The sequence below is a fragment of the Caballeronia grimmiae genome, assembly GCF_022879615.1.
GTDB lineage: Bacteria > Pseudomonadota > Gammaproteobacteria > Burkholderiales > Burkholderiaceae > Caballeronia > Caballeronia grimmiae.
This window is the reverse complement of record NZ_CP084272.1, coordinates 843,724-862,167: the sequence shown is the minus strand read 5'-3', so window position 1 is coordinate 862,167 and position 18,444 is coordinate 843,724. Positions and strand designations below refer to the sequence as shown.

19 protein-coding genes are annotated in these 18,444 nt (G+C 64.2%); 12 read left to right on the top strand and 7 right to left on the bottom strand.

Going from position 1 to position 18,444, the window contains the following annotated elements; translation table 11 throughout:
* Positions 1-24: 24 nt before the first annotated feature.
* Entirely contained in the window at positions 25-261 is a 237-nt protein-coding gene (locus tag LDZ21_RS17600) for a hypothetical protein (protein WP_244795056.1), read from the top strand.
* 12 nt (positions 262-273) lie between these two features.
* On the opposite strand, the gene LDZ21_RS17595 is transcribed toward LDZ21_RS17600, so the two are convergent.
* Together LDZ21_RS17595 and LDZ21_RS17590 are read right to left on the bottom strand one after the other, a co-directional pair.
* On the bottom strand, positions 274-3,165 hold the full coding sequence (locus LDZ21_RS17595; protein WP_244795055.1) for a bifunctional diguanylate cyclase/phosphodiesterase: 2,892 nt from the start codon (positions 3,163-3,165) through the stop codon (positions 274-276).
* Between the two features lie 191 nt (positions 3,166-3,356).
* Entirely contained in the window at positions 3,357-3,776 is a 420-nt protein-coding gene (locus LDZ21_RS17590; protein ID WP_244795054.1) for a GNAT family N-acetyltransferase, read from the bottom strand.
* 64 nt (positions 3,777-3,840) lie between these two features.
* On the opposite strand from LDZ21_RS17590, the gene LDZ21_RS17585 reads away from it, so the two are divergent.
* Positions 3,841-4,338, top strand: coding sequence for a cupin domain-containing protein (locus LDZ21_RS17585; RefSeq protein WP_244795892.1), 498 nt, complete (start codon positions 3,841-3,843; stop codon positions 4,336-4,338).
* Here LDZ21_RS17585 and mobB read toward each other — a convergent pair.
* Positions 4,335-4,859 carry a molybdopterin-guanine dinucleotide biosynthesis protein B gene (gene mobB / locus LDZ21_RS17580; RefSeq protein ID WP_244795053.1) on the bottom strand — a complete coding sequence of 175 codons (525 nt, stop codon included), beginning with the start codon at positions 4,857-4,859 and terminating at the stop codon, positions 4,335-4,337. The genes LDZ21_RS17585 and mobB overlap by 4 nt on opposite strands.
* Positions 4,860-4,994: 135 nt before the next feature.
* Between mobB and LDZ21_RS17575 the strand changes: the two genes are divergently transcribed.
* Positions 4,995-7,526, top strand: a complete 2,532-nt coding sequence (locus LDZ21_RS17575) for an adenosylcobalamin-dependent ribonucleoside-diphosphate reductase (RefSeq protein ID WP_244795052.1) — start codon at positions 4,995-4,997, stop codon at positions 7,524-7,526.
* Here the strand turns inward: LDZ21_RS17575 and LDZ21_RS17570 are convergent.
* Complete coding sequence (locus LDZ21_RS17570; protein ID WP_244795051.1) at positions 7,523-8,110, bottom strand: TetR/AcrR family transcriptional regulator; 588 nt, start codon at positions 8,108-8,110, stop codon at positions 7,523-7,525. The two genes, LDZ21_RS17575 and LDZ21_RS17570, sit on opposite strands and share 4 nt — an antisense overlap.
* A gap of 88 nt (positions 8,111-8,198) precedes the next feature.
* Between LDZ21_RS17570 and LDZ21_RS17565 the strand changes: the two genes are divergently transcribed.
* Positions 8,199-8,666 carry a nuclear transport factor 2 family protein gene (locus LDZ21_RS17565; RefSeq protein WP_035968428.1) on the top strand — a complete coding sequence of 156 codons (468 nt, stop codon included), beginning with the start codon at positions 8,199-8,201 and terminating at the stop codon, positions 8,664-8,666.
* A 13-nt stretch (positions 8,667-8,679) separates the two neighbouring features.
* On the opposite strand, the gene LDZ21_RS17560 is transcribed toward LDZ21_RS17565, so the two are convergent.
* On the bottom strand, positions 8,680-9,702 hold the full coding sequence (locus LDZ21_RS17560) for a transporter (protein WP_244795891.1): 1,023 nt from the start codon (positions 9,700-9,702) through the stop codon (positions 8,680-8,682).
* 211 nt (positions 9,703-9,913) lie between these two features.
* Between LDZ21_RS17560 and LDZ21_RS17555 the strand changes: the two genes are divergently transcribed.
* The 3 genes from LDZ21_RS17555 (at position 9,914) to LDZ21_RS17545 (ending at position 11,327) form a co-directional block, all read left to right on the top strand.
* Positions 9,914-10,261: a hypothetical protein gene (locus LDZ21_RS17555; RefSeq protein WP_244795050.1), complete on the top strand. Its 348-nt coding sequence runs from the start codon at positions 9,914-9,916 to the stop codon at positions 10,259-10,261.
* A gap of 120 nt (positions 10,262-10,381) precedes the next feature.
* Positions 10,382-10,756, top strand: a complete 375-nt coding sequence (locus LDZ21_RS17550) for a response regulator (RefSeq protein WP_244795049.1) — start codon at positions 10,382-10,384, stop codon at positions 10,754-10,756.
* A 295-nt stretch (positions 10,757-11,051) separates the two neighbouring features.
* A complete protein-coding gene (locus LDZ21_RS17545; RefSeq protein WP_244795048.1) occupies positions 11,052-11,327 on the top strand; it encodes a hypothetical protein in 276 nt (91 codons plus the stop codon).
* A gap of 109 nt (positions 11,328-11,436) precedes the next feature.
* On the opposite strand, the gene LDZ21_RS17540 is transcribed toward LDZ21_RS17545, so the two are convergent.
* Positions 11,437-12,396: a chemotaxis protein gene (locus LDZ21_RS17540; protein ID WP_244795047.1), complete on the bottom strand. Its 960-nt coding sequence runs from the start codon at positions 12,394-12,396 to the stop codon at positions 11,437-11,439.
* A gap of 349 nt (positions 12,397-12,745) precedes the next feature.
* Between LDZ21_RS17540 and LDZ21_RS17535 the strand changes: the two genes are divergently transcribed.
* The 5 genes from LDZ21_RS17535 (at position 12,746) to LDZ21_RS17515 (ending at position 16,336) form a co-directional block, all read left to right on the top strand.
* Positions 12,746-13,186 carry a CBS domain-containing protein gene (locus LDZ21_RS17535; protein WP_244795046.1) on the top strand — a complete coding sequence of 147 codons (441 nt, stop codon included), beginning with the start codon at positions 12,746-12,748 and terminating at the stop codon, positions 13,184-13,186.
* Between the two features lie 119 nt (positions 13,187-13,305).
* A complete protein-coding gene (locus tag LDZ21_RS17530; RefSeq protein ID WP_244795045.1) occupies positions 13,306-14,325 on the top strand; it encodes a diacylglycerol/lipid kinase family protein in 1,020 nt (339 codons plus the stop codon).
* Entirely contained in the window at positions 14,322-15,173 is an 852-nt protein-coding gene (locus LDZ21_RS17525; protein WP_244795044.1) for a metallophosphoesterase family protein, read from the top strand. The genes LDZ21_RS17530 and LDZ21_RS17525 overlap by 4 nt, the downstream gene beginning before the upstream one ends.
* 73 nt (positions 15,174-15,246) lie before the next feature.
* Entirely contained in the window at positions 15,247-15,636 is a 390-nt protein-coding gene (locus LDZ21_RS17520) for an MAPEG family protein (protein ID WP_244795043.1), read from the top strand.
* A gap of 16 nt (positions 15,637-15,652) precedes the next feature.
* Positions 15,653-16,336, top strand: coding sequence for an alpha/beta hydrolase (locus LDZ21_RS17515; protein ID WP_244795042.1), 684 nt, complete (start codon positions 15,653-15,655; stop codon positions 16,334-16,336).
* On the opposite strand, the gene LDZ21_RS17510 is transcribed toward LDZ21_RS17515, so the two are convergent.
* Positions 16,333-18,327, bottom strand: coding sequence for an ATP-binding response regulator (locus tag LDZ21_RS17510; RefSeq protein WP_244795041.1), 1,995 nt, complete (start codon positions 18,325-18,327; stop codon positions 16,333-16,335). The two genes, LDZ21_RS17515 and LDZ21_RS17510, sit on opposite strands and share 4 nt — an antisense overlap.
* Between the last annotated feature and the right edge of the window lie 117 nt (positions 18,328-18,444).

The window sequence follows — 18,444 nt, the reverse complement described above, 5'->3', positions numbered from 1 at the left end:
ACGCATAAAAAGGAGGACAAGCAGATGACCATTAGCGCAGACCGCATCTCGGACACGGAAGTCAAAGTCGAGAGCACGATCTATACATTCGACAGCAAGGACAAAGCCGACGCGTTCCAGCAGTGTCTGGGCAGCGATACCGTCGAAACTTGCGCGGCCGATCACGCGCCGCTATCGACACGCGCCGCTGTCTCGAGCGACAGTGCGCTCGGCGGCGAGCCGGGCAGCATCATCTCGCCGTCGATGGGCGGCATGCCTTGAACGCAACGCGCTTCACAGCGCCGCGCTGTTCGTCGCACGCGGCGCAAGCGATGCGCGAGTGAGTGCGTGCAACGGCAGCGGCTTGGCGAAGAAATAGCCTTGCGCCTGCGCCGCACCCATCTCACGCAACACGGCAAGCGTGTCTGCGTCTTCAACGCCTTCTGCGACGAGCGTCAAGTCGAGCGACTCGGCCATCCTGACGATTGCACGCACGATAGCGCGGCTGCGAGCGCTTTCAGTCAGTTCGAGAATGAATGACTTGTCGATTTTCAGACCGCTGAATTGATACTGATGCACATAGCTGAGCGATGAGAATCCCGAGCCAAAGTCATCCAGCACCACGGACATGCCGTTATCGGCAAGACGCTGCATCGTGCGGCGCGCCAGATCCGGCTCGGCGACGAGCGCGCCCTCGGTGAGTTCGAGACATACCCGCGAAGGCGAAACGTAATAGCGCCGCAACAAGGCAAGGACGTCATCCGCGAACTCCGGACGCGTCATGCTATAGCTCGAACAATTCACGTGCACCGGTGGCCAGTGCGCGTAACGCTCATTCGAGAGAATGGCGGCCACGCGTTCCAGCATATAAAGATCGAGGCGGCCGATCAGCCTGAGACCTTCGACGGACGGCAGGAATTCGCCCGGCCCCACGATGCTTCCATCCGGCTGACGCCAGCGTATGAGCGCTTCCAGTGCGACGACTTCGCCGCTTCTGGCATCGACGATAGGCTGAAAATAGGGCAACAATTCGTCGTCGCGCTTCATCGCATTGCGCAGCGCACCTTCGCGTTCCACCTGATCCGATACCTCACGCCGCAGTTCCTGATTGAACACGACGAAGCTGTCGCGTCCCGCATTCTTCACGCGATACATCGCCGTATCGGCATCGCGCAAGAGATCGGCAGGCTCGGTATGAAACTGACTGTCCGCCGTGACGATGCCAATGCTGCACGACGAGAACACGACATGCTCTTCGATATGAAACGGCAAATCGAACGCGGCGAGGATGCGCTTTGCAATTGCAACCGCGTCGTGGACCGGCGCGTTCACGGACAGCACCGCGAACTCATCGCCGCCGAGGCGCGCGAGCAGGTCGCCGGAGCGCACGCAGTCGCGCAGGCGAGCGGCGGCTTGCACGAGCAGCATGTCGCCGAAGTGATGCCCGAGGCTGTCGTTCACGACCTTGAAGCGATCGAGGTCGATGAACATCACCGACAGTTCGTGCCCGCGCGTGCGATAGTCGTTCCATGCGCCGCGAAGCCGCTGCATCAGATGGCTACGGTTGGGCAGGCTCGTCAGCGAATCATGCGCGTTCTCGTAGAGCAGACGCGCATTGGCTTCATCGAGTTCGCGCGTGCGGGCCTGCACGCGCGCTTCGAGTTCGAGATTTGCCGCATGCAAGGCTTCGGCGTCGCGGCGGCGGGACAATGCGGTATCGATATGACGCGATACGAAGGTCAGTAATTCCTGATCGCGCAGTGAATAGCGCACGAGCGGCGAGTAACTTTGCACGGCCAGCACGCCGCGCACGACGTCGCCGTCGAAGAGCGGAATGCCGAGCCATGAACGCAGGCGCACGGTGCCCGTTTCGGTTTCGAACGCGCCTTCGTCGATGAGCCGCATGGCTTCCTGATGGTCGATCAGCCGCGCACGCCGCTCGCCGATCACATACTCGGTCAGCCCGCGCTGGCCGCTTCGCGGAGCAGGGCGTTCGAGCACGATCTCGTCGACGTAATAGGGAAACGACACTTCGCCCGTTTCCGGTTCGATCAGCGCGATATAAAAATTGCGCGCATAGAGCAGCTCGCCGACGATGCCGTGCAGGCTGCGAAAGAACTCCATCATGTCGCCCGGCCGGCTCGACAGTTCCGCGATCTGATAGAGCGCGGCCTGCAAGTGCTCCGACCGCTCGCGCTCGGCAATGCCATGACGCAGCGCCGCGTTGAGTTGTGAAAGCTCGGACGTGCGCCGCGCAACCTGTTCTTCGAGATCGGCACGGTGAAGAATGCGATCGAGCGCCATTGCCACGTGACGCGCGACGACGAGAAAGAGCGCACGGTCCTCGGCCGTGTAAATGCGCGACACGTCGTAGACCTGCATCGCGAGCATGCCGAACACTTCGTCCGATGCGTTCTTGAGCGGCGCGCCCATCCAGAATTCGGGGCGGTCGCCGAGGCAGTAAAAGCGTCCGTCGCGCTCGGCGGCGGTAATGTCGGCGTGCGTGACGAAGAGCGGCTGACCGCTCGTCAGCACGCGGCCTGTCATCGAGAGATGCGACGGATCGAGAATGTCGTAGTTCTCGGCGGCTTGCACGTCGGTGTCGATGACATCGACGTAATACGGATACGTGATTCTGCCGGTCTTGCGATCGTAAAGCGCGAGATAGAAGTTTTCAGCGTCGATCAGCGTGCCGAGCCGCTCGTGCACGCAACGAAGAAACTCGGCGCGGTCGCGCACCGAGCTTGCGAGGTACGCAATCTCATACAGCACGCGTTGCGTCAGTTGTGCACGGGCCAGAGCGTCGGCCTGGACCCGTTCGCCGAGACGCCGCGCGAGGCCGGCCAGTTGCGCATCGTTTTTATGCGCGGCCGGCGCGACGAGCCATCCGAGCACGGCTTCACCGCGCCCGGTTGGCCAGCGATGCCAGCCATGCGCCGCGCACTGCTCATCCAGCCCTTCTTCCGGGATGCTGCGGGGCCATTTCTGGGACGCGTCGCCGCGATGCGCAAGATGCAACTGCTCGCCCGCGCGATACCATGCCCACTCGCGGCTGCAGTCCATCGACACGGCATCGCGCAGCAGCGCTTCGATGGGCTGAGCGTCGGTCACTTCGGTCACGTCGTCCGTCCGGGCCGCGATTGCAGCCGGAATCGGCGTCGCGTTATACGCGGAAAACACACTCATCGGCGCTCCAGGCCATTTTTGTAGGGCATTCAGGCCGCCGCGCTGGGGGCCTGAGTCCGCGTTCAGTTGTTAGTCAAGCAATCGCTCCTTACCGGGCTAACGGCACGGAGCATACAGGCTTGAGCGTCACCGAAAAAAAATGTAAGGCGCGATGGCATCGACACACGCGAATGCGCGGTCTTGATGGCTCGTCAGAAGCGCTTCTGCAGGAAAAAACGCGAGCGTCCGCCATGAAAATCGGCAAGCTCGCCGAAAGTCTGATAGCCGCAGCGCACGTAAAGATTACGTGCCTGCGGGTTGAGCGTGTCGAGCCAGGCGGCGCGGCAGCCGCGCTGTTTCGCTTCGATCTCGGCGGCTTCGAGCGCACGCGCCGCGAGTCCACGGCCACGCATGTCTTCGCGTATCCACAGCCATTTGACGAAAAGCCAGTCCCAGGCGGTAAAGCCGGCCAGTCCGCCGACGAAGTCGTCATCGGCATACAGCGATACCGAGAGATCGCGATGCCCGCTCGGTCCCAACTGCGATGCGTTGAACGCCGCGAGCCCGCCCGCGACATCGGCCTCGAACGATTCGTCGATCCAGTCGGTGACGGAAATGGTGATGTCGCTCATAACGCAGAGTGAAGCGCCCGTGGAACGTGCAGAATACGCGAAACTTGCGAAAGGGGAATCGACCATGCACGAAGCGATCGACAGTCAGGCGCTGATCGCGCGCCTGCAATTGAAACCGCATCCGGAAGGCGGCTATTTTCGCGAGACTTATCGCGCGGATCATCGGGTGTTGCGGGAAGCATCGAACGAAGTGCGTTCGGCTTCGACCGCCATTTACTATCTTCTTTGCGATGGCGCGCATTCCGCATGGCATCGCATTCGCTCGGACGAGGTGTGGCACTTCTATGCTGGCGATCCGGTCGACGTGCATGTGCTCGACGCAAACGGCGCGCTGCTGACGCATCGGCTGGGCAACGCGCTCGTGCATGAGGACGCGGTTTTTCAGGCCGTCGTCAAGGCGGGCGACTGGTTCGCCGCCGAATGCCGCGATGCATCGGGCGCAGCGCTGGTTGGTTGTACCGTTGCGCCGGGCTTCGAATTCAGTGAGTTCGAGCTTGCGGCGCCAGGCGAATTGCAAGCGCGCTTTCCGCAGCATCGCGAATTGATTGCGCGTCTTGCCTAAGGCTTCAACGCAATGCCCAATGCTTCGCAGATGAACGCGCCGATGCTCGGTATGTCATCGAGCGGCAGCGTCGGAAGCGTCGTGTCGATCGACGATGCATCGTCCGTTGCGATGGCGAGAATGTCCACGTCCGTCTTGAAGAGCGGCTCCGTCGCCGTCGATGGCCGCACGACTTCGAGCCGAGGCATCGCTTCACGCGCGAAGCCTTCGACGATCACGATATCCGCCTGCGAAAGCCGCGCGGCAAGCGTAGCAAGCGGCGGCTCCGCTTCGTCGTTCAGTTCATGGAGGATCGCATAGCGGTAGGGCGAGGCGATCAGCACTTCGCATGCGCCGGCGCGACGAAACCGCGCACTGTCTTTCCCCGGCGGCTCGAATTCGATCGAATGATGGCTGTGCTTGATGACGTTCACGGTGAGACCGTGCGCGCGAAACCACGGCAGCAACGCCTCGATCAACGTGGTCTTTCCCTGGCCCGAGCGGCCCGAAATGCCGAAGAACGGCAGGTGCGGCGAATTCATGCGATGGTTTTATATCGTGGTGAATGTTGCGAGGGCGAGTGTAGCGGTTCGGTGGCGAGGGCGGGGAAATCGCGCTATCGTCGGGCATCGCGTTTGCGAATCATGGCAAGCCCGCGACATACCATAGGATCAGACATGGCCGAAGACAATCCCAGTACCGCGTTAGCGCCGCAGCAATTTTCCACCGACGTGATGCTCGAGAAATACGCCAAGGGCGACGAGACGCGCGTCGACGATATCTACCGGCGCGTCGCGCGTGGTGTGGCCCTTGCAGAGCCGGCGGAAGTGCGCGCGAAGATAGAGGCGGAGTTCGTCGACAACTTCAAACGCGGCGCTTTGGGCGCCGGGCGCATCATGAGCGCGGCGGGCGCGGGCATCGATGCAACGCTCATCAACTGCTTCGTACAGCCGGTCGGCGACGCGATACAGGGCGTCGATGACAACGGCCTGCCCGGCATCTATGTCGCGCTTCTGCAAGCCGCAGAGACAATGCGACGCGGCGGCGGCGTGGGCTATAACTTCTCGGCAATCCGTCCGCGCGGGGCGCGCGTGCATTCGACGGGTTCCGCCGCATCGGGGCCGTGCAGCTACATGGACGTGTTCGACGCATCGTGCCGCACTGTCGAAAGCGCGGGCGCGCGACGCGGCGCGCAGATGGGCATTCTGGACTGCACGCATCCGGACCTGCTCGAATTCATCGCGGCCAAGCACACGAAAGGGCGCTGGAACAACTTCAACGTCTCTGTCGCGGTAAGCGATGAATTCATGCAGGCCGTCGCCGACGATGCGATCTGGCAGCTCGTGCACAAGGCGGAGCCATCGCCGGCGCAGCGATCATCGGCGGATATTCGTCAACGCGACGACGGTCTGTGGGTGTATCGCGAGGTCAAGGCGCGCGAGGTGTGGAACACGATCATGCGTTCTACTTACGATGTCGCGGAGCCGGGCGTCGTGTTCATCTCACGCATGAATGGCGATAACAACCTGCGCGCGGTGGAATCCATCCGCGCGACGAATCCCTGCGGCGAGCAACCCTTGCCCGCCTATGGCTGCTGCAATCTTGGGCCGATCAACCTCACGCGGCTCGTGCGCGAACCCTTCGCGCAGATGCGAGGCGGCGTGCCGGCATTCGACTGGGACGGCCTTGCGCGCGCCACACGCACGCAGGTGCGGTTCCTGGACGATGTGCTCGACGTCACGCTCTGGCCGCTGACCGAACAGGCGCGGGAGGCTGAGGCGAAGCGGCGCATCGGCGTCGGCTTCACGGGTCTCGGCGATACGCTCGTCATGCTCGGATTGCGTTACGACACACAGGAAGGCCGCGATTTCGCCGCGCGCGTGGGCCGCGCGATGCGCGACGAAGCGTATCGCGCATCCGTCGATCTGGCGCGCGAACGTGGCGCGTTTCCCCTGTTCGATGCGAAGCGGTATCTCGAGCAAGGCACCTTCGCATCGCGCCTGCCGGACGACATCAAGAGCGCGATTCGTCTGCATGGCATCCGCAACAGTCATCTGCTTTCCATTGCGCCGACCGGCACCGTGAGCCTTGCATTCGCGGACAATGCATCGAATGGTATCGAGCCCGCGTTCTCATGGACGTATCAGCGCACCAAGCGCATGGCGGACGGATCGCGCCAGAGCTTCGCGGTCGAGGATCATGCGTATCGGCTGTATCGCGAGATGGGCGGGGACGTGAACGCACTGCCGGAATACTTCGTGAATGCGTTGCAAATGTCCGCGCACGATCATCTGGAGATGATGGCGGCGGTGCAGCCTTTCGTCGACACGTCGATCTCGAAGACGGTCAACGTGCCTGCAGATTATCCGTCCGACAAGTTTCAGGACCTTTATTTCGATGCCTGGCGGCGCGGCCTGAAGGGACTCGCGACGTATCGGCCGAACGAGACGCTGGGCGCGGTGCTGTCGGTGACGCCGGAAACAACGCCGAGCGATTCGCCCGATCCCGAGCTGGACCTCGATCCGTTGCGCATTGCAATCGATCATCGGCCGCGCGGCGAGTTGCCCGCGATCATCGAGAAGGTCGAGTATCTGACGCAGGCGGGGAAGAAGTCGCTTTATCTCGCGGTCTCGTTCATTGAAGTGACGGGGCGCATTGCGGGCGAGGACGTGACCATCGAGCGTCCCATCGAGTTCTTCATTCCAACGGGGCAGCGCGACGAATCGCAGCAGTGGATCACCGCGACCATGCGTTCCCTTTCGCTTGCAGCACGCGGCGGTTTCGCGGCGCGCACGCTGCAGGACATGCGCAAGGTGTCGTGGGATCGGGGCCAGGTGCGGCTTGGCGATGTCGAGCGGCTCGACGGTCATCGCAGTCCGCGCTGGCACGATTCGGAAGTCGCGGCGCTGGCGTTTGCCATCCAGCAGATTCTGCATCGGCGCGGCTTTCTCGATGCCGAGGGCAATCAGGTGCCGTCGCGCGTGCTGGCGAAGAAGCGCAGCGAAGGCCCACAACCGGTGCGCGCGTTGACGGCGGAAGACGACGTCGTCACCGACGATGCTGCGGACTCCGATGCATCGCCCGGCGATCCGAACGGCCTCGAACTCATGCATGGACGCAAATGTGCGACGTGCGGCGCAAACGCGGTCATTCGCCGCGACGGTTGCGATTTCTGCACCGCTTGCGGAGAAGTGGGGGCTTGCGGCTAGCGCGGCTCGGCACTCGCGCCCCGCCGCACGGCGCGCACGAGCCGTGCAAGCGCCTTCAACGCATCGGCGGGGGCATCGGCGAACTGCGCGGCGACAATCGCCCCATCCACCGCGAGCGCGAGCGCCTCGGCGTCGGCCTTCGCGGTGCGTGAGGCGGGCATCAGCGCGCGAATGGCGGCGGTCATCTCGCGCTTGTGCCGTCGCGCGATATCGACGGCTTGCGGCAGCGTGCCGCCGACTTCGACCACCGAATTGATGAACGCGCAGCCGCGATAAGTCTCGTGACTGAACCATTCCGCGAGCGCCGGCACGAGCGCCGGCAGCGTGCCGCCGTGACGCGCGAGGGCGTCGCGGAACCAGGTCATCCAGTTGTCGTGCCGAAACTCCAGGAACGCAACGATCAGATCGTCCTTGCTGGCAAAGTAGCGATAGAACGTTTTCTTCGCGACGCCCGATTCCGCGATCACGCGGTCGATACCGGTCGCGCGTATGCCATCGCGATAGAAAAGATCGTGCGCGGTGCGAAGGATGCGCGCATCGGGCGAAAGCCCGGCGTCGTCCGTGGAAGATTCGATGAGGTTCATGCCGTCGATTGTAGACAGGTTCGTCTACCTGGGCTAGAGTGCTGACGAGTAGACAGACCTGTCTACCATCTACCGACAAGGAGCCGCAATGGAATCCCGACCGCCTCTTCCGCCGTTCGATGCACAAACCGCCGCGCAAAAGGTCCGCCTCGCCGAAGACGGCTGGAACACGCGCGACCCTAAGCGCGTCGCGCTGGCTTACAGCGAAGACACGCGCTGGCGCAATCGCGCGGAGTTCGTCACGGGGCGCGCGCAAGTCGAAGCGTTTCTGCAACGCAAGTGGGTGCGCGAACTGGACTACCGGCTCATCAAGGAACTGTGGGCGTTCACGGGCAACCGCATCGCGGTGCGCTTCGCGTATGAATGGCACGACGACTCGAACAACTGGTATCGCAGCTACGGCAACGAAAACTGGGAATTCAACGAGGCGGGGCTGATGACGCATCGCCACGCATCCATCAACGACCTGCCGATCAAGGAGTCCGAGCGCAAGTATCACTGGCCGCTCGGCCGCCGGCCCGACGACCATCCGGGCCTGAGCGACCTCGGACTGTAACGCCCGGACACACTCACATATCGCGCCGCCGCCGGAAGGCCCACCATCCGGCGAGCACCGTGAAACTCGCGACGACGAGCACGAGCAGCCAGAATCCGTGATGATTCTCCGCGAGCGGAATGCCGCCCACGTTCATGCCGAAAAAGCCGGCGACGATGTTGATCGGCAGTGCGAGCACGGTCACGAGCGTCAGCGTGAACAGCGTGCGATTGCTCTGTTCGTCCATGCGCGTCGCGATCTCTTCCTGCAAGAGCTTGATGCGCTCGACGAGGCCCGCGAGGTCGTTCAGCACCAGTGAGAACTCTTCGGTAGCGTCGCGCAGATCCTGAATGTCCTGCGCGTGCAGCCAGCGCGGCGGCCGTGCGAGCAGGCGGAACACGGACCCCGGCTCGGGCGCGAGCAGCCGCTGCAGGCGCACGAGCACGCGCCGAAGCGCGCCGAGGTCGGAGCGCGTCTTCGATGAATGCGTCGAGAGAAAGCGGTCTTCAATGCCGTCCACGTCCGCGCTCGTGCGCCGCACGATCTGCACGAGAAGATCGGCCTGATCGCGCAGCAAATGGGCGAGCAGTTCCGCCGGCGAACGAAACACCTCGCCGCGCCGCACCGATTCACGCAGGGAGTCGATGGAACGCAGCGGCTTCATGCGCGCCGTGACGAGCAGCTTCTGATGCGTATAGACCCAGAGCGTCGCGATTTCCGACGGCGTCAGTTCGAAGTTGAACATGACGTCGTTGATGACCGCGAACAGCGCGCCTTCCTGATGCTCGATGCGCGTCGAGTGCGAGCCTTCGTGCAGCGTGTCGAAGAACGCGTCCGGCACGCCGAGGCGCGTGCGCATCCAGCGTTCGCACGCGCTGTTCGCGAGATCAAAGTGTAGCCAGATGAACTCCTTCGCCGTATCGTCGCGGGCGAGCCATTCGCTGGCGGCCTCGGCGTCGATTGGTTCGCCCGGTTCATCGACAGGGAATCGAAAGCCGCAGACGAGGCCGGTGAAGTCGGAGCCGTAGGGCGGTCTTTGCAGGGTGGCAGCATTCATGCGGGCGTTCGTGCGTTCGATGTGCAATACGTGCGGCAGCCGGCTGGCGCGTTCAGGCGCTAGTGTGCCATTGCTCGCGCCCGAAACGGTCGATACATCGGCTGCCTGCCATGCAAGAATGACTGTCATATTGGCGGCGTATCATGGAGCGACGCGAGACGGTCCGCCGGTTCAGGCGCATACGCCGTCGGTCAACTAGGGGAGAAGCGCGGTGGATGATCTGGACGATCTGGACGGCGTGACACAAACGACGGCAGCGGGACTGATACGCCTTTCATCGGTGCTCGCGGCGCTGGCGCGCGACGGCGCGGTGGACACGCGCTTCGGCGCGAAGCTCTTCAAGCGGCTCGACAAGGAAGCGCGCCGGGTCGCGCAACGCGGCGACGAAGCGTTCGACGGCGCCACGCGCGAGTCGCTTCTGGCGGCAATCGGCGAACTCGACCTGGCGCTGCGCCAGCGCGATGCGGCCTCGCTCGTCGAAGCCAACGCGCGTCTGCGCGAGCAGGAAGAGGATACGCCGGCGAAGCGCCGCAAAAGCAAGAAGGAAAGCAACGCCTGAAAGGGAAATCCAAGTCAGGCGCGAAACGTGCTGTATGGCGGACGATCCATTCATCGAATCGCCATGTCCGTGAACTTGTATTCCCCTCATTGCGCCGTGTGGACGAACCGCAGCGTCGACGTGGAGGTCCAGAACTGGCGCATCCTGGTTGTCGATGACAACGCTTCCAGCGCGGAAGCCCTCGCCGCGGCCCTGACCGCGGATGGTTTCGATACACGCGTCGCGCTGTCCGGCGTCGACGCGCTGCACGCCATCGACGGTTGGGTGCCGCATATCGTCATCCTCGATATCAGCATGCCCGAGCACGATGGTTTCGCGACCGCGCGCGTGCTCCGGCGCATCGCCCGGACGCGCGACGCGGGCATTATTGCGTTCACTGCGCTCGGCGAGGAACTGGTGCGCCCGCCAGGCCTGCATGCAGGGTTCGACGCCTACTGTCAAAAGGGCAACTCGCCCGCGACGCTGGTCAACCTCATGCAGCGCCTCGTTCACTGAACACCCGGTTGCGCACCCCGTTGCGCTAAAACATTGTTCTGTCCCCGCGTAACGACGGGTCAGTAGTGGCGCGTGCGTTCGTTCCCCGAGAGCCTTTACCGTGCGGCAGAGCGGGGTTTCAGCACATTCGTGCGGCCAGCGATTGTTGGCGCACGGTGAAAAGTGTATTGAATTATATCGGGATAAAAAAACGATAGTAGGGGTATACACTGCATTCCATCGACGTAGCAGACAGTTTCTCGCCATCCGCTGCGGCGCTTTCTGACACGAACGTCTACCGTCTTTGGAGCACACCATGAAACGCAATCTGATCGCTACCCTGCTTATCGCTGTTTCCGCCTCGATCGCCGCGCCCGCTTTCGCGAGCGGCTACGGTCCGGCTCCGTCCTACCGTCCGGCTGTCGGCGCACCGGCTTCGCAACAAGGCCCGAGCGCACAAGCCATCGCTGCTGAAGAAAACGCCCACGGCATCGACGCCAACGCGTTCGGCGGTTCCCGCGACTCGCTGGCTCAGTCGGGCAACCGCTCGCAAGGCACCAACAGCACGAACTCGATCTATTTCGGTCACTGATCGAACCGGTCTGGCCGGATTATCCTCCGGCCCTGAAGACTGAAGCGACCCATTCGGCGCCCGTTGCAGCAGACTCAAAAGGTCTGTGCGCACCGGGCGCCGATGCATTTCAGCCCGCGTCGACGAGCGCGCCGCGCATCACGCTGGCAAGCTCCGACGCCACGAATTTCGATACATACGCGTTCGCACCGACCTTGCGCACGTGCTGCTCGTTCGCCGACCCTGACAGCGACGAGTGAATCACTACCGGAATGCGCTGCAGGCCGGTGTCGGCCTTGATGCGCCGGGTCAGCGTGAAGCCGTCCATTTCCGGCATTTCCAGATCGGTCAGCACGAGCGCGATTTCGTCGGACACATCGGTGCCGTACTTGCGCGCCTTGTCGAGCGCTGCTTCGAGCACTTCCCACGCCTCTTGCCCCGTTTTCGTCATCACGTACGGAACGCCCATCGCGGTCAGGCTCTGCTCGATCAGCGCCCGCGCCACGCCCGAGTCGTCCGCTGCGAGCACGCGCGCGCCCGGTTTCAACTGGAGACGGCCGGTGCTTGCCTCGGTGATATCCACGTCCTGCCCTGGCAACACCTCACGCACGATGCGCTCGACATCCAGCACTTGCGCGAGCCGCGTCCCGTCGACATTGCCGTCCAGCCGCGCGAAGCTCGTCACCGTGCGTCCGCCCGAATGCGATTCCGCCGACAACACCTGATTCCACTCCAGCCGCACGATATCGTCGACTTCCTCGACCGCGAAACCCTGCGTCGTGCGCGCGAACTCGGTGACGAGCAGAATCTTCGGCCCGTTCTTCGGACGGCATCCGGTGATGCGCGCCAGATCGATCACGGGGATGATCTGCCCGCGAATATCCGCGACGCCCAGAATTTCCTCGCTCGATCCCGCGACGGCCGTAATCGACGGCATCGCCAGAATTTCGCGCACCTTGAATACATTGATGCCGTAAAGCTCCCGCTGCTCCGAGCCGGGCGCCTCGCCAAGCCTGAACAGGAGCAACTCGAACATGTTGCTGCCCGCGAGCCGCACGCGCTGCTCGATATCCTGCTGTGAATTGCTCATCTTGTCCTCTTTGTGGGCCGGAACGGACGCACGCGCGCCTCGTTCCGCCGCGTGCAACCAGTGGCGGGTCCGCGCGCAGGGCGCACGGCGTTCGCGGATTGCTGCTTTTTCCGCGCGATGCCTGATTAGCGGCATGGTTCGGGGAAACTGAAGTCGGGCAAAGCGCGTATGGTGCCGCCGGGCTTGATCTATACTTTTTTCCGAATGGTCGGGTTAATGCCGATGAAGGCATCGAGCCGGAAGCCTTACGCTCGACAGCAGGCGCAGCAACGCATCCCGGATACAACGAAGCGCGCGCTCACCGGCCATCGCCGGGCCGGCGAACACGCGAAGCCAACGGAGGCGGTCGATGGCAACAGTCGCAGAAGTGCTCAACGCAAAACCGGACCAGACGGTCTATACAGTCGCCGAGACGTCGCCGGTCTACGACGCGATCAAGCTCATGGCCGACAAGCACATCGGCGCGGTGCTCGTCACGCAGGGGGACGAAATCGTCGGCATCATGACGGAGCGCGACTACGCGCGCAAAGTCGTGCTGATGGACCGGTCATCGAAAGAAACGCCGGTGCGCGACATCATGACTTCGCACGTGCGTTACGTGCGCCCCGACCAGACCACGGACGACTGCATGGCGCTCATGACCGACAAGCGCATGCGCCATCTTCCGGTGATCGACAACGGCAAGCTCGTCGGCATGATCTCCATCGGCGATCTGGTGAAGAACATCATCTCCGAACAGCAGTTCACCATTCAGCAACTCGAGTACTACATTCGCGGCGAACACACCTGAGCATCGCATCGAACGTTCGGCTTGCGCTGAAACTGTAAGCGTATCGTTATAATCGGCAGGGCGCGCCGGCTACCGCGCCGGCGCGCGCAAACACGCGACGACCGCAAGGAGCGCTGCCGATGAACGTGCCCGCCGAATCCACCGACGCCGCCCCGACTGCGCAAGGCCAGCAACGCGCCCGCGCGCTTTCGCCCGGCGCGCCGTTTTTCGTCGTGATGAACGCGGGCTCGGGCCGCAAACAGGTCGATGAAACCCGCGCCGTCCTCGAACGCGAACTGGGCGGAGCCGGCCGCCGCTTCGATCTCTCCGTCGTCACCGATCCCCGCGAACTCGCCGCGACCGCGCGCAAAGCCGCCGAGCGCGCCCGCGCGGACGACGGCGTGCTCGTCGGCGCGGGCGGCGATGGCACGCTTTGCACGGTGGCCGAAGCCGCGCTCACGGCGGGCGTGCCGTTCGCCGTGCTGCCGCGCGGCACGTTCAATTACTTCAGCCGCGATCACGGCATTCCCGCCGATCTGGAAGCATCCACGAAACTTCTGCTCGAAGCGCGCGCCTATCCGGTGCAGGTCGGCTATGTGAACGACCGCATGTTCATCGTCAACGCGAGTCTCGGCCTCTATCCGAAGCTGCTCGAAGATCGCGAGATGTACAAGCAGCAGTTCGGGCGCAGCCGTCTGGTCGCGATGTGGTCGGCGCTCTTCACGCTGCTGCGGCGGCATCGGCATTTGCGCCTGCATATCGAGCATGAGGGACGCACGCGCGAAGTGCGTTCGTCGACCTTGTTCGTCGGCAATAATCGATTGCAGCTGGAGCAGATCGGCATGGCCGAGGCGAAGGCCGTGGAATATGGCTTGCTCGTCGCGATTGCACCTCGGCCCGTTGGCCGGCTCGCGCACTTGATTCTCACGCTGCGCGGAGCGGCGGGGCGCCTGAGCGATTCGGACCACGTGATGAGCTTCACCTTCGACCGCATCACCGTGGCGCGGCCAACGCGGCCAAAGGACAAGCGCCGCCGCATCAAGATCGCGACCGATGGCGAAATCGCGTGGCTCGACTTGCCGCTCGAATTCCGCGTGTCCGAAAAGCCGCTGTTGCTCCTGAAGCCCGAACCCGCCGTGGCGGAAGCCAATCGCTCATGACCTTGCTGCTGCAGATTTCCGATCCGCATTTCGGCACCGAGCAGCCTCGGGTGGTCGCGGCGCTGTCCCGTCTCATCGAGACGATGCCGCCCGATCTCGTGATCGTCTCCGGCGACATCACGCAACGCGCCCGCAAGCGCCAGTTCGCGGCGGCGCGCGCGTTTTTCGATACGCTCGGCGCGACGCCCGCGCTCGTCGTGCCCGGCAATCACGACATCCCGCTCTTCAACCTGTTCGCGCGATGCTTCCAGCCGTACGCGAATCATCAGCGCGCGTTCGGCGCGGAGCTGGAGCCGTCGTTCGAATCGCGCGATGTGATGGTGCTGGGCGTCAACACGACGCGGCCGTATCGGCACAAGGACGGCGAAGTGTCGATGCAGCAGGTGAAGCGCGTCTCGGCGCGGCTCGAGTCGGCGACTGCGCGGCAACTGCGGATCGTCGTGACGCATCAGCCGGTCGCCGTCACGCGCGCGCAGGACGAAGACAATCTGCTGCACGGACGCGAGCGCGCGGTGCCGCGCTGGGCGCGAGCGGGCGCGGATCTGATCGTCGGCGGGCACATTCACTTGCCGTATGTGTTGCCGCTCCACGATACGTTCGCCAATCTGCCGCGCCGGCTATGGGCGGTGCAGGCGGGCACGGCGCTGTCGTCGCGCACGCGGGGGAGCATCGGCAATTCGGTGAACGTGATCCGCTATTGCGCCGATGCAGGCGATGCCGCCGGGCGGCGCGTCGTCGTCGAACGATGGGACTACGCCGACACCGGCGACCGCTTCGAGCAGCGCGCGAGGCATGACCTGGCGCTCGATGGCGCGGCGCAAGCGGCGGCGGTGACGTCCGCCGGATGACCCGCCGCCCCGGGCACGCGCGCTGCGCACATGACAGAATGGACGCCGCCACGCCACCCGCCCCGGAGCCCCGATGACCTTGGAACTGACCATGCTCGCGTGGACGCTCGTCCTCGCCCTGGTGCAAGTGCTGTTGCCCGCGTTAGTGCGCAACCGCGAGACGGGCATCCGCTACAACGCCGGCCCGCGCGATGGCCCCGCGCCGCCGCCCGGCAAGCTGTCCGGCCGCCTGATGCGCGCGCAGGCCAATCTGTTCGAAACGCTGCCTGTGTTCGCGATCGCCGTGCTGATCGTCCATGTGACCGGACGCGAAAACGCGCTCACGCATTCCGGCGCGCTGACCTATTTCGTCGCGCGGCTCGTCTATGTGCCGCTGTATGCGGCGGGCGTGCCGTTCGTCCGGTCGCTGGTGTGGCTGATATCCATCGTGGGCATCGTGCAGATGCTTGTCCCGATCATCTGAGGCATACGGAGTCCGCATGACCGATTCACCATCGACCGTCGAAATCGAAACCGCGCCGAATCCCGAGTTCGCCGTGATCCTCATGCACGGCCTCGGCGCGGACGCCAACGACTTCGTGCCGCTCGTGCCCGAACTGCGCCTCGCCGATGCCCCCGCCGTGCGCTTCGTGTTTCCCAACGCGCCGGAAATTGCCGTGACCGCGAACAACGGCTACGTGATGCGCGCGTGGTACGACATTCTCTCCTTCGAGGGCATCGTGAGGCGCGTGGACGAGGCGGGCATCGACGCGTCGGTGAAAAGCGTGCGTGCGCTGATCGCCGAGCAAAACCGGCGGGGCATCGCCTCCGAGCGCATCTTTCTCGCGGGCTTTTCGCAGGGCGGCGCGATGACGTATCAGGCGGGGCTCACGCATCCGGAGCGGCTCGCGGGGTTGATCGTGCTGTCGGGCTACATGCCGTCGAAAGGTTTGATCGATGCGTCCGTCAGCGAGGCGAACCGCCATGCGCCGGTCTTTGCGGTCCACGGCGCTTTCGACGACGTGCTCGACGTGCAGCTCGGCCAGGATGCCTGCGAGTTCGCACGCGAACTGGGTTGCGCAGTGGACTGGCATACCTATCCGATGGCGCACACGGTCTGCATGGAAGAAGTCGAAGCGCTGCGCGAATGGTTTGGCGCGCGTCTCGCGGCTGCGAAAAGCTAGTTCCCGGCGATGAGCGACACCATTTCGCGCCGCAATTCGGCTGGGCTGACCGGCTTGCTCAGCACGTCGTGTTCGCAGGCGAGCGGCACGATGGTCGCCGCCGGTTCGCCGGTCACGACGAGGCAAGCGCACGCGCGCCCGAGCCTGAGCGCGGCGAGCATCGCGACTTCGCGCGCCGTCTTGAAGTCGCGCAGCCGGTAATCGGTGATGATGAGGTCGGGGAAGCGTTCGATCGTCGCGAGAATCTCCTCGTATTCCTCGAAGGTCGCGGCGGAGTCGTAGAGCACGCCCCACTGCGCCAGCAGCGCTTCCGTGGACGCGCGCACGAGGCCATCGTCCTCCACGAGCAACACGTAACGCCCCTCCAGTTGCGCCGCTTCCGCCGCCTCCGGGCGCGCCGGTGCACGGCCTGCAGGCGTGTCGGGCGACGGCCCGCACTGCGGCATCTCCAGCGAAAAACGCGAGCCGCGCCCCTCGGCGGACTTCAACTCGATGCGATGCTCGTCCAGCATCGACACGACCGCGTTGACGATCGACAGCCCCAGCCCCAGACCCTTGTCGCGATCGTGCTCCGGGTTGTCGAGCTGAAAGAACGGCTGAAAGATCGCGTCGAAATAATCGGCAGGAATGCCGATGCCGTTGTCGAGCACGTCGATGCGCGCACGCGTCGGCGACCGCACCACGCCCACGATGACCGTCGGCTTCGTCTGCTTGCCCGTGTCGGCGTACTTGATGCCGTTCGACACCAGATTCGCGACCGCACGGCACAGCCAGTGCGAGTCGCTGCGCACGCAGACGACGTCGTCTTTCGGCAGACGCACGCGCAGGTCGACGCCGCGGCTCGCCGCGAACGGGCGCAACTGCTCGGCTGCTTCCTCGACGATCTCCCGCACGTCGAACACGTGATAGCGCGGCACGACGCGCCCCGACTCGAGCCGCGACAGGTCCAGCACCGCGTTCAAAAGACGCGCGAGGATGACCGACGAGCGCCCGCATTCGTCGATCAGCCGCTCGGCCTGCGCGAACTCGCCGTTGCGGATGGCTTCGGCGGCGGCCTGCAAAAACAGGTTGAGCGCGTGCATCGGCTGGCGCAGGTCGTGCGTCGCGGCCGCCAGGAAGTTCGACTTCTCGCGGCTCGCGGTCTGCGCGGCGATCATCTGCTGTTCGCGCAAGGCGAGCAGCGCGTGCGTCTTCGTCTCCTGATCCTTCTTCGACACTTCGAGTTCGCGGTTCTTGCGCTCGAGCGAGCCGTTCGCGGAGCGCAACTCGTCGTTGAGCGACGCGAGCGCGCGCTCGGCCAGATAGCGTTCGCGCGATACCCGCTCGGCGTGCGCGCAGACGCCGTGCCCCACGACGACCACGTTGAACATATAGAAGAGGCCCGCGAAGAAGTCTTCCGGATTGAGCAGGCGCACGGTGATCTGCAGGAACACGACCGCGGCCATCGTGACGACGCCGACCATCAGCGCGAGCCGCGAGCGCAGGTAGAAGAAGCTGAACTGGAAGAACAGCGCCAGATACAGGCCGATGAAATACTGCGTGTAGTTGTAGGGCGCGGGCGTGATGGCGACCATCGTCAGAATCAGGCACAGCAGGCCGTAGATGCCGGTGAGGATGACTCGGTGCGCCATCGCGTGCGATCTGAACGACGGCCGCAGCACCAGAAAGCCGACGCAAATCAGGAGCGCGACGCCCGCGAACCGCAGCGCGAGGATGTCGGCGAGGCGCACGTTGAGCGCCTTGTTGCCGCGCACGAAGCTGAAATCCCACCACAGGAAGCACGTCCAGATGACGAGCGCGAGCAGCGCCGATGCGCGGCGGAACGCGCAGAACCGCTGGCTGTGATCTTCGAGAAATTGCGCTTCGAGCGCTGCGTCGGCGAACGGCGCGGGAATCGACAGATTGCGCACGAGGCTCGCGCCGGCTTCACGCGCGGCGGCGGCGAGCATGCCTCGGGTGCGCACGGTGGCGGCGCGTTGCGGAACGGCCATCGTCGGGGCCCGGTCGGGCGAGAGCGGAGGGAATAACTACTTTAGGCTACGGCGATCGGATAGAAACGTCTTTTTTGCCGAGCGGCGCGGTTTTCGGGTGCTGTGCGCGAGCGGGCG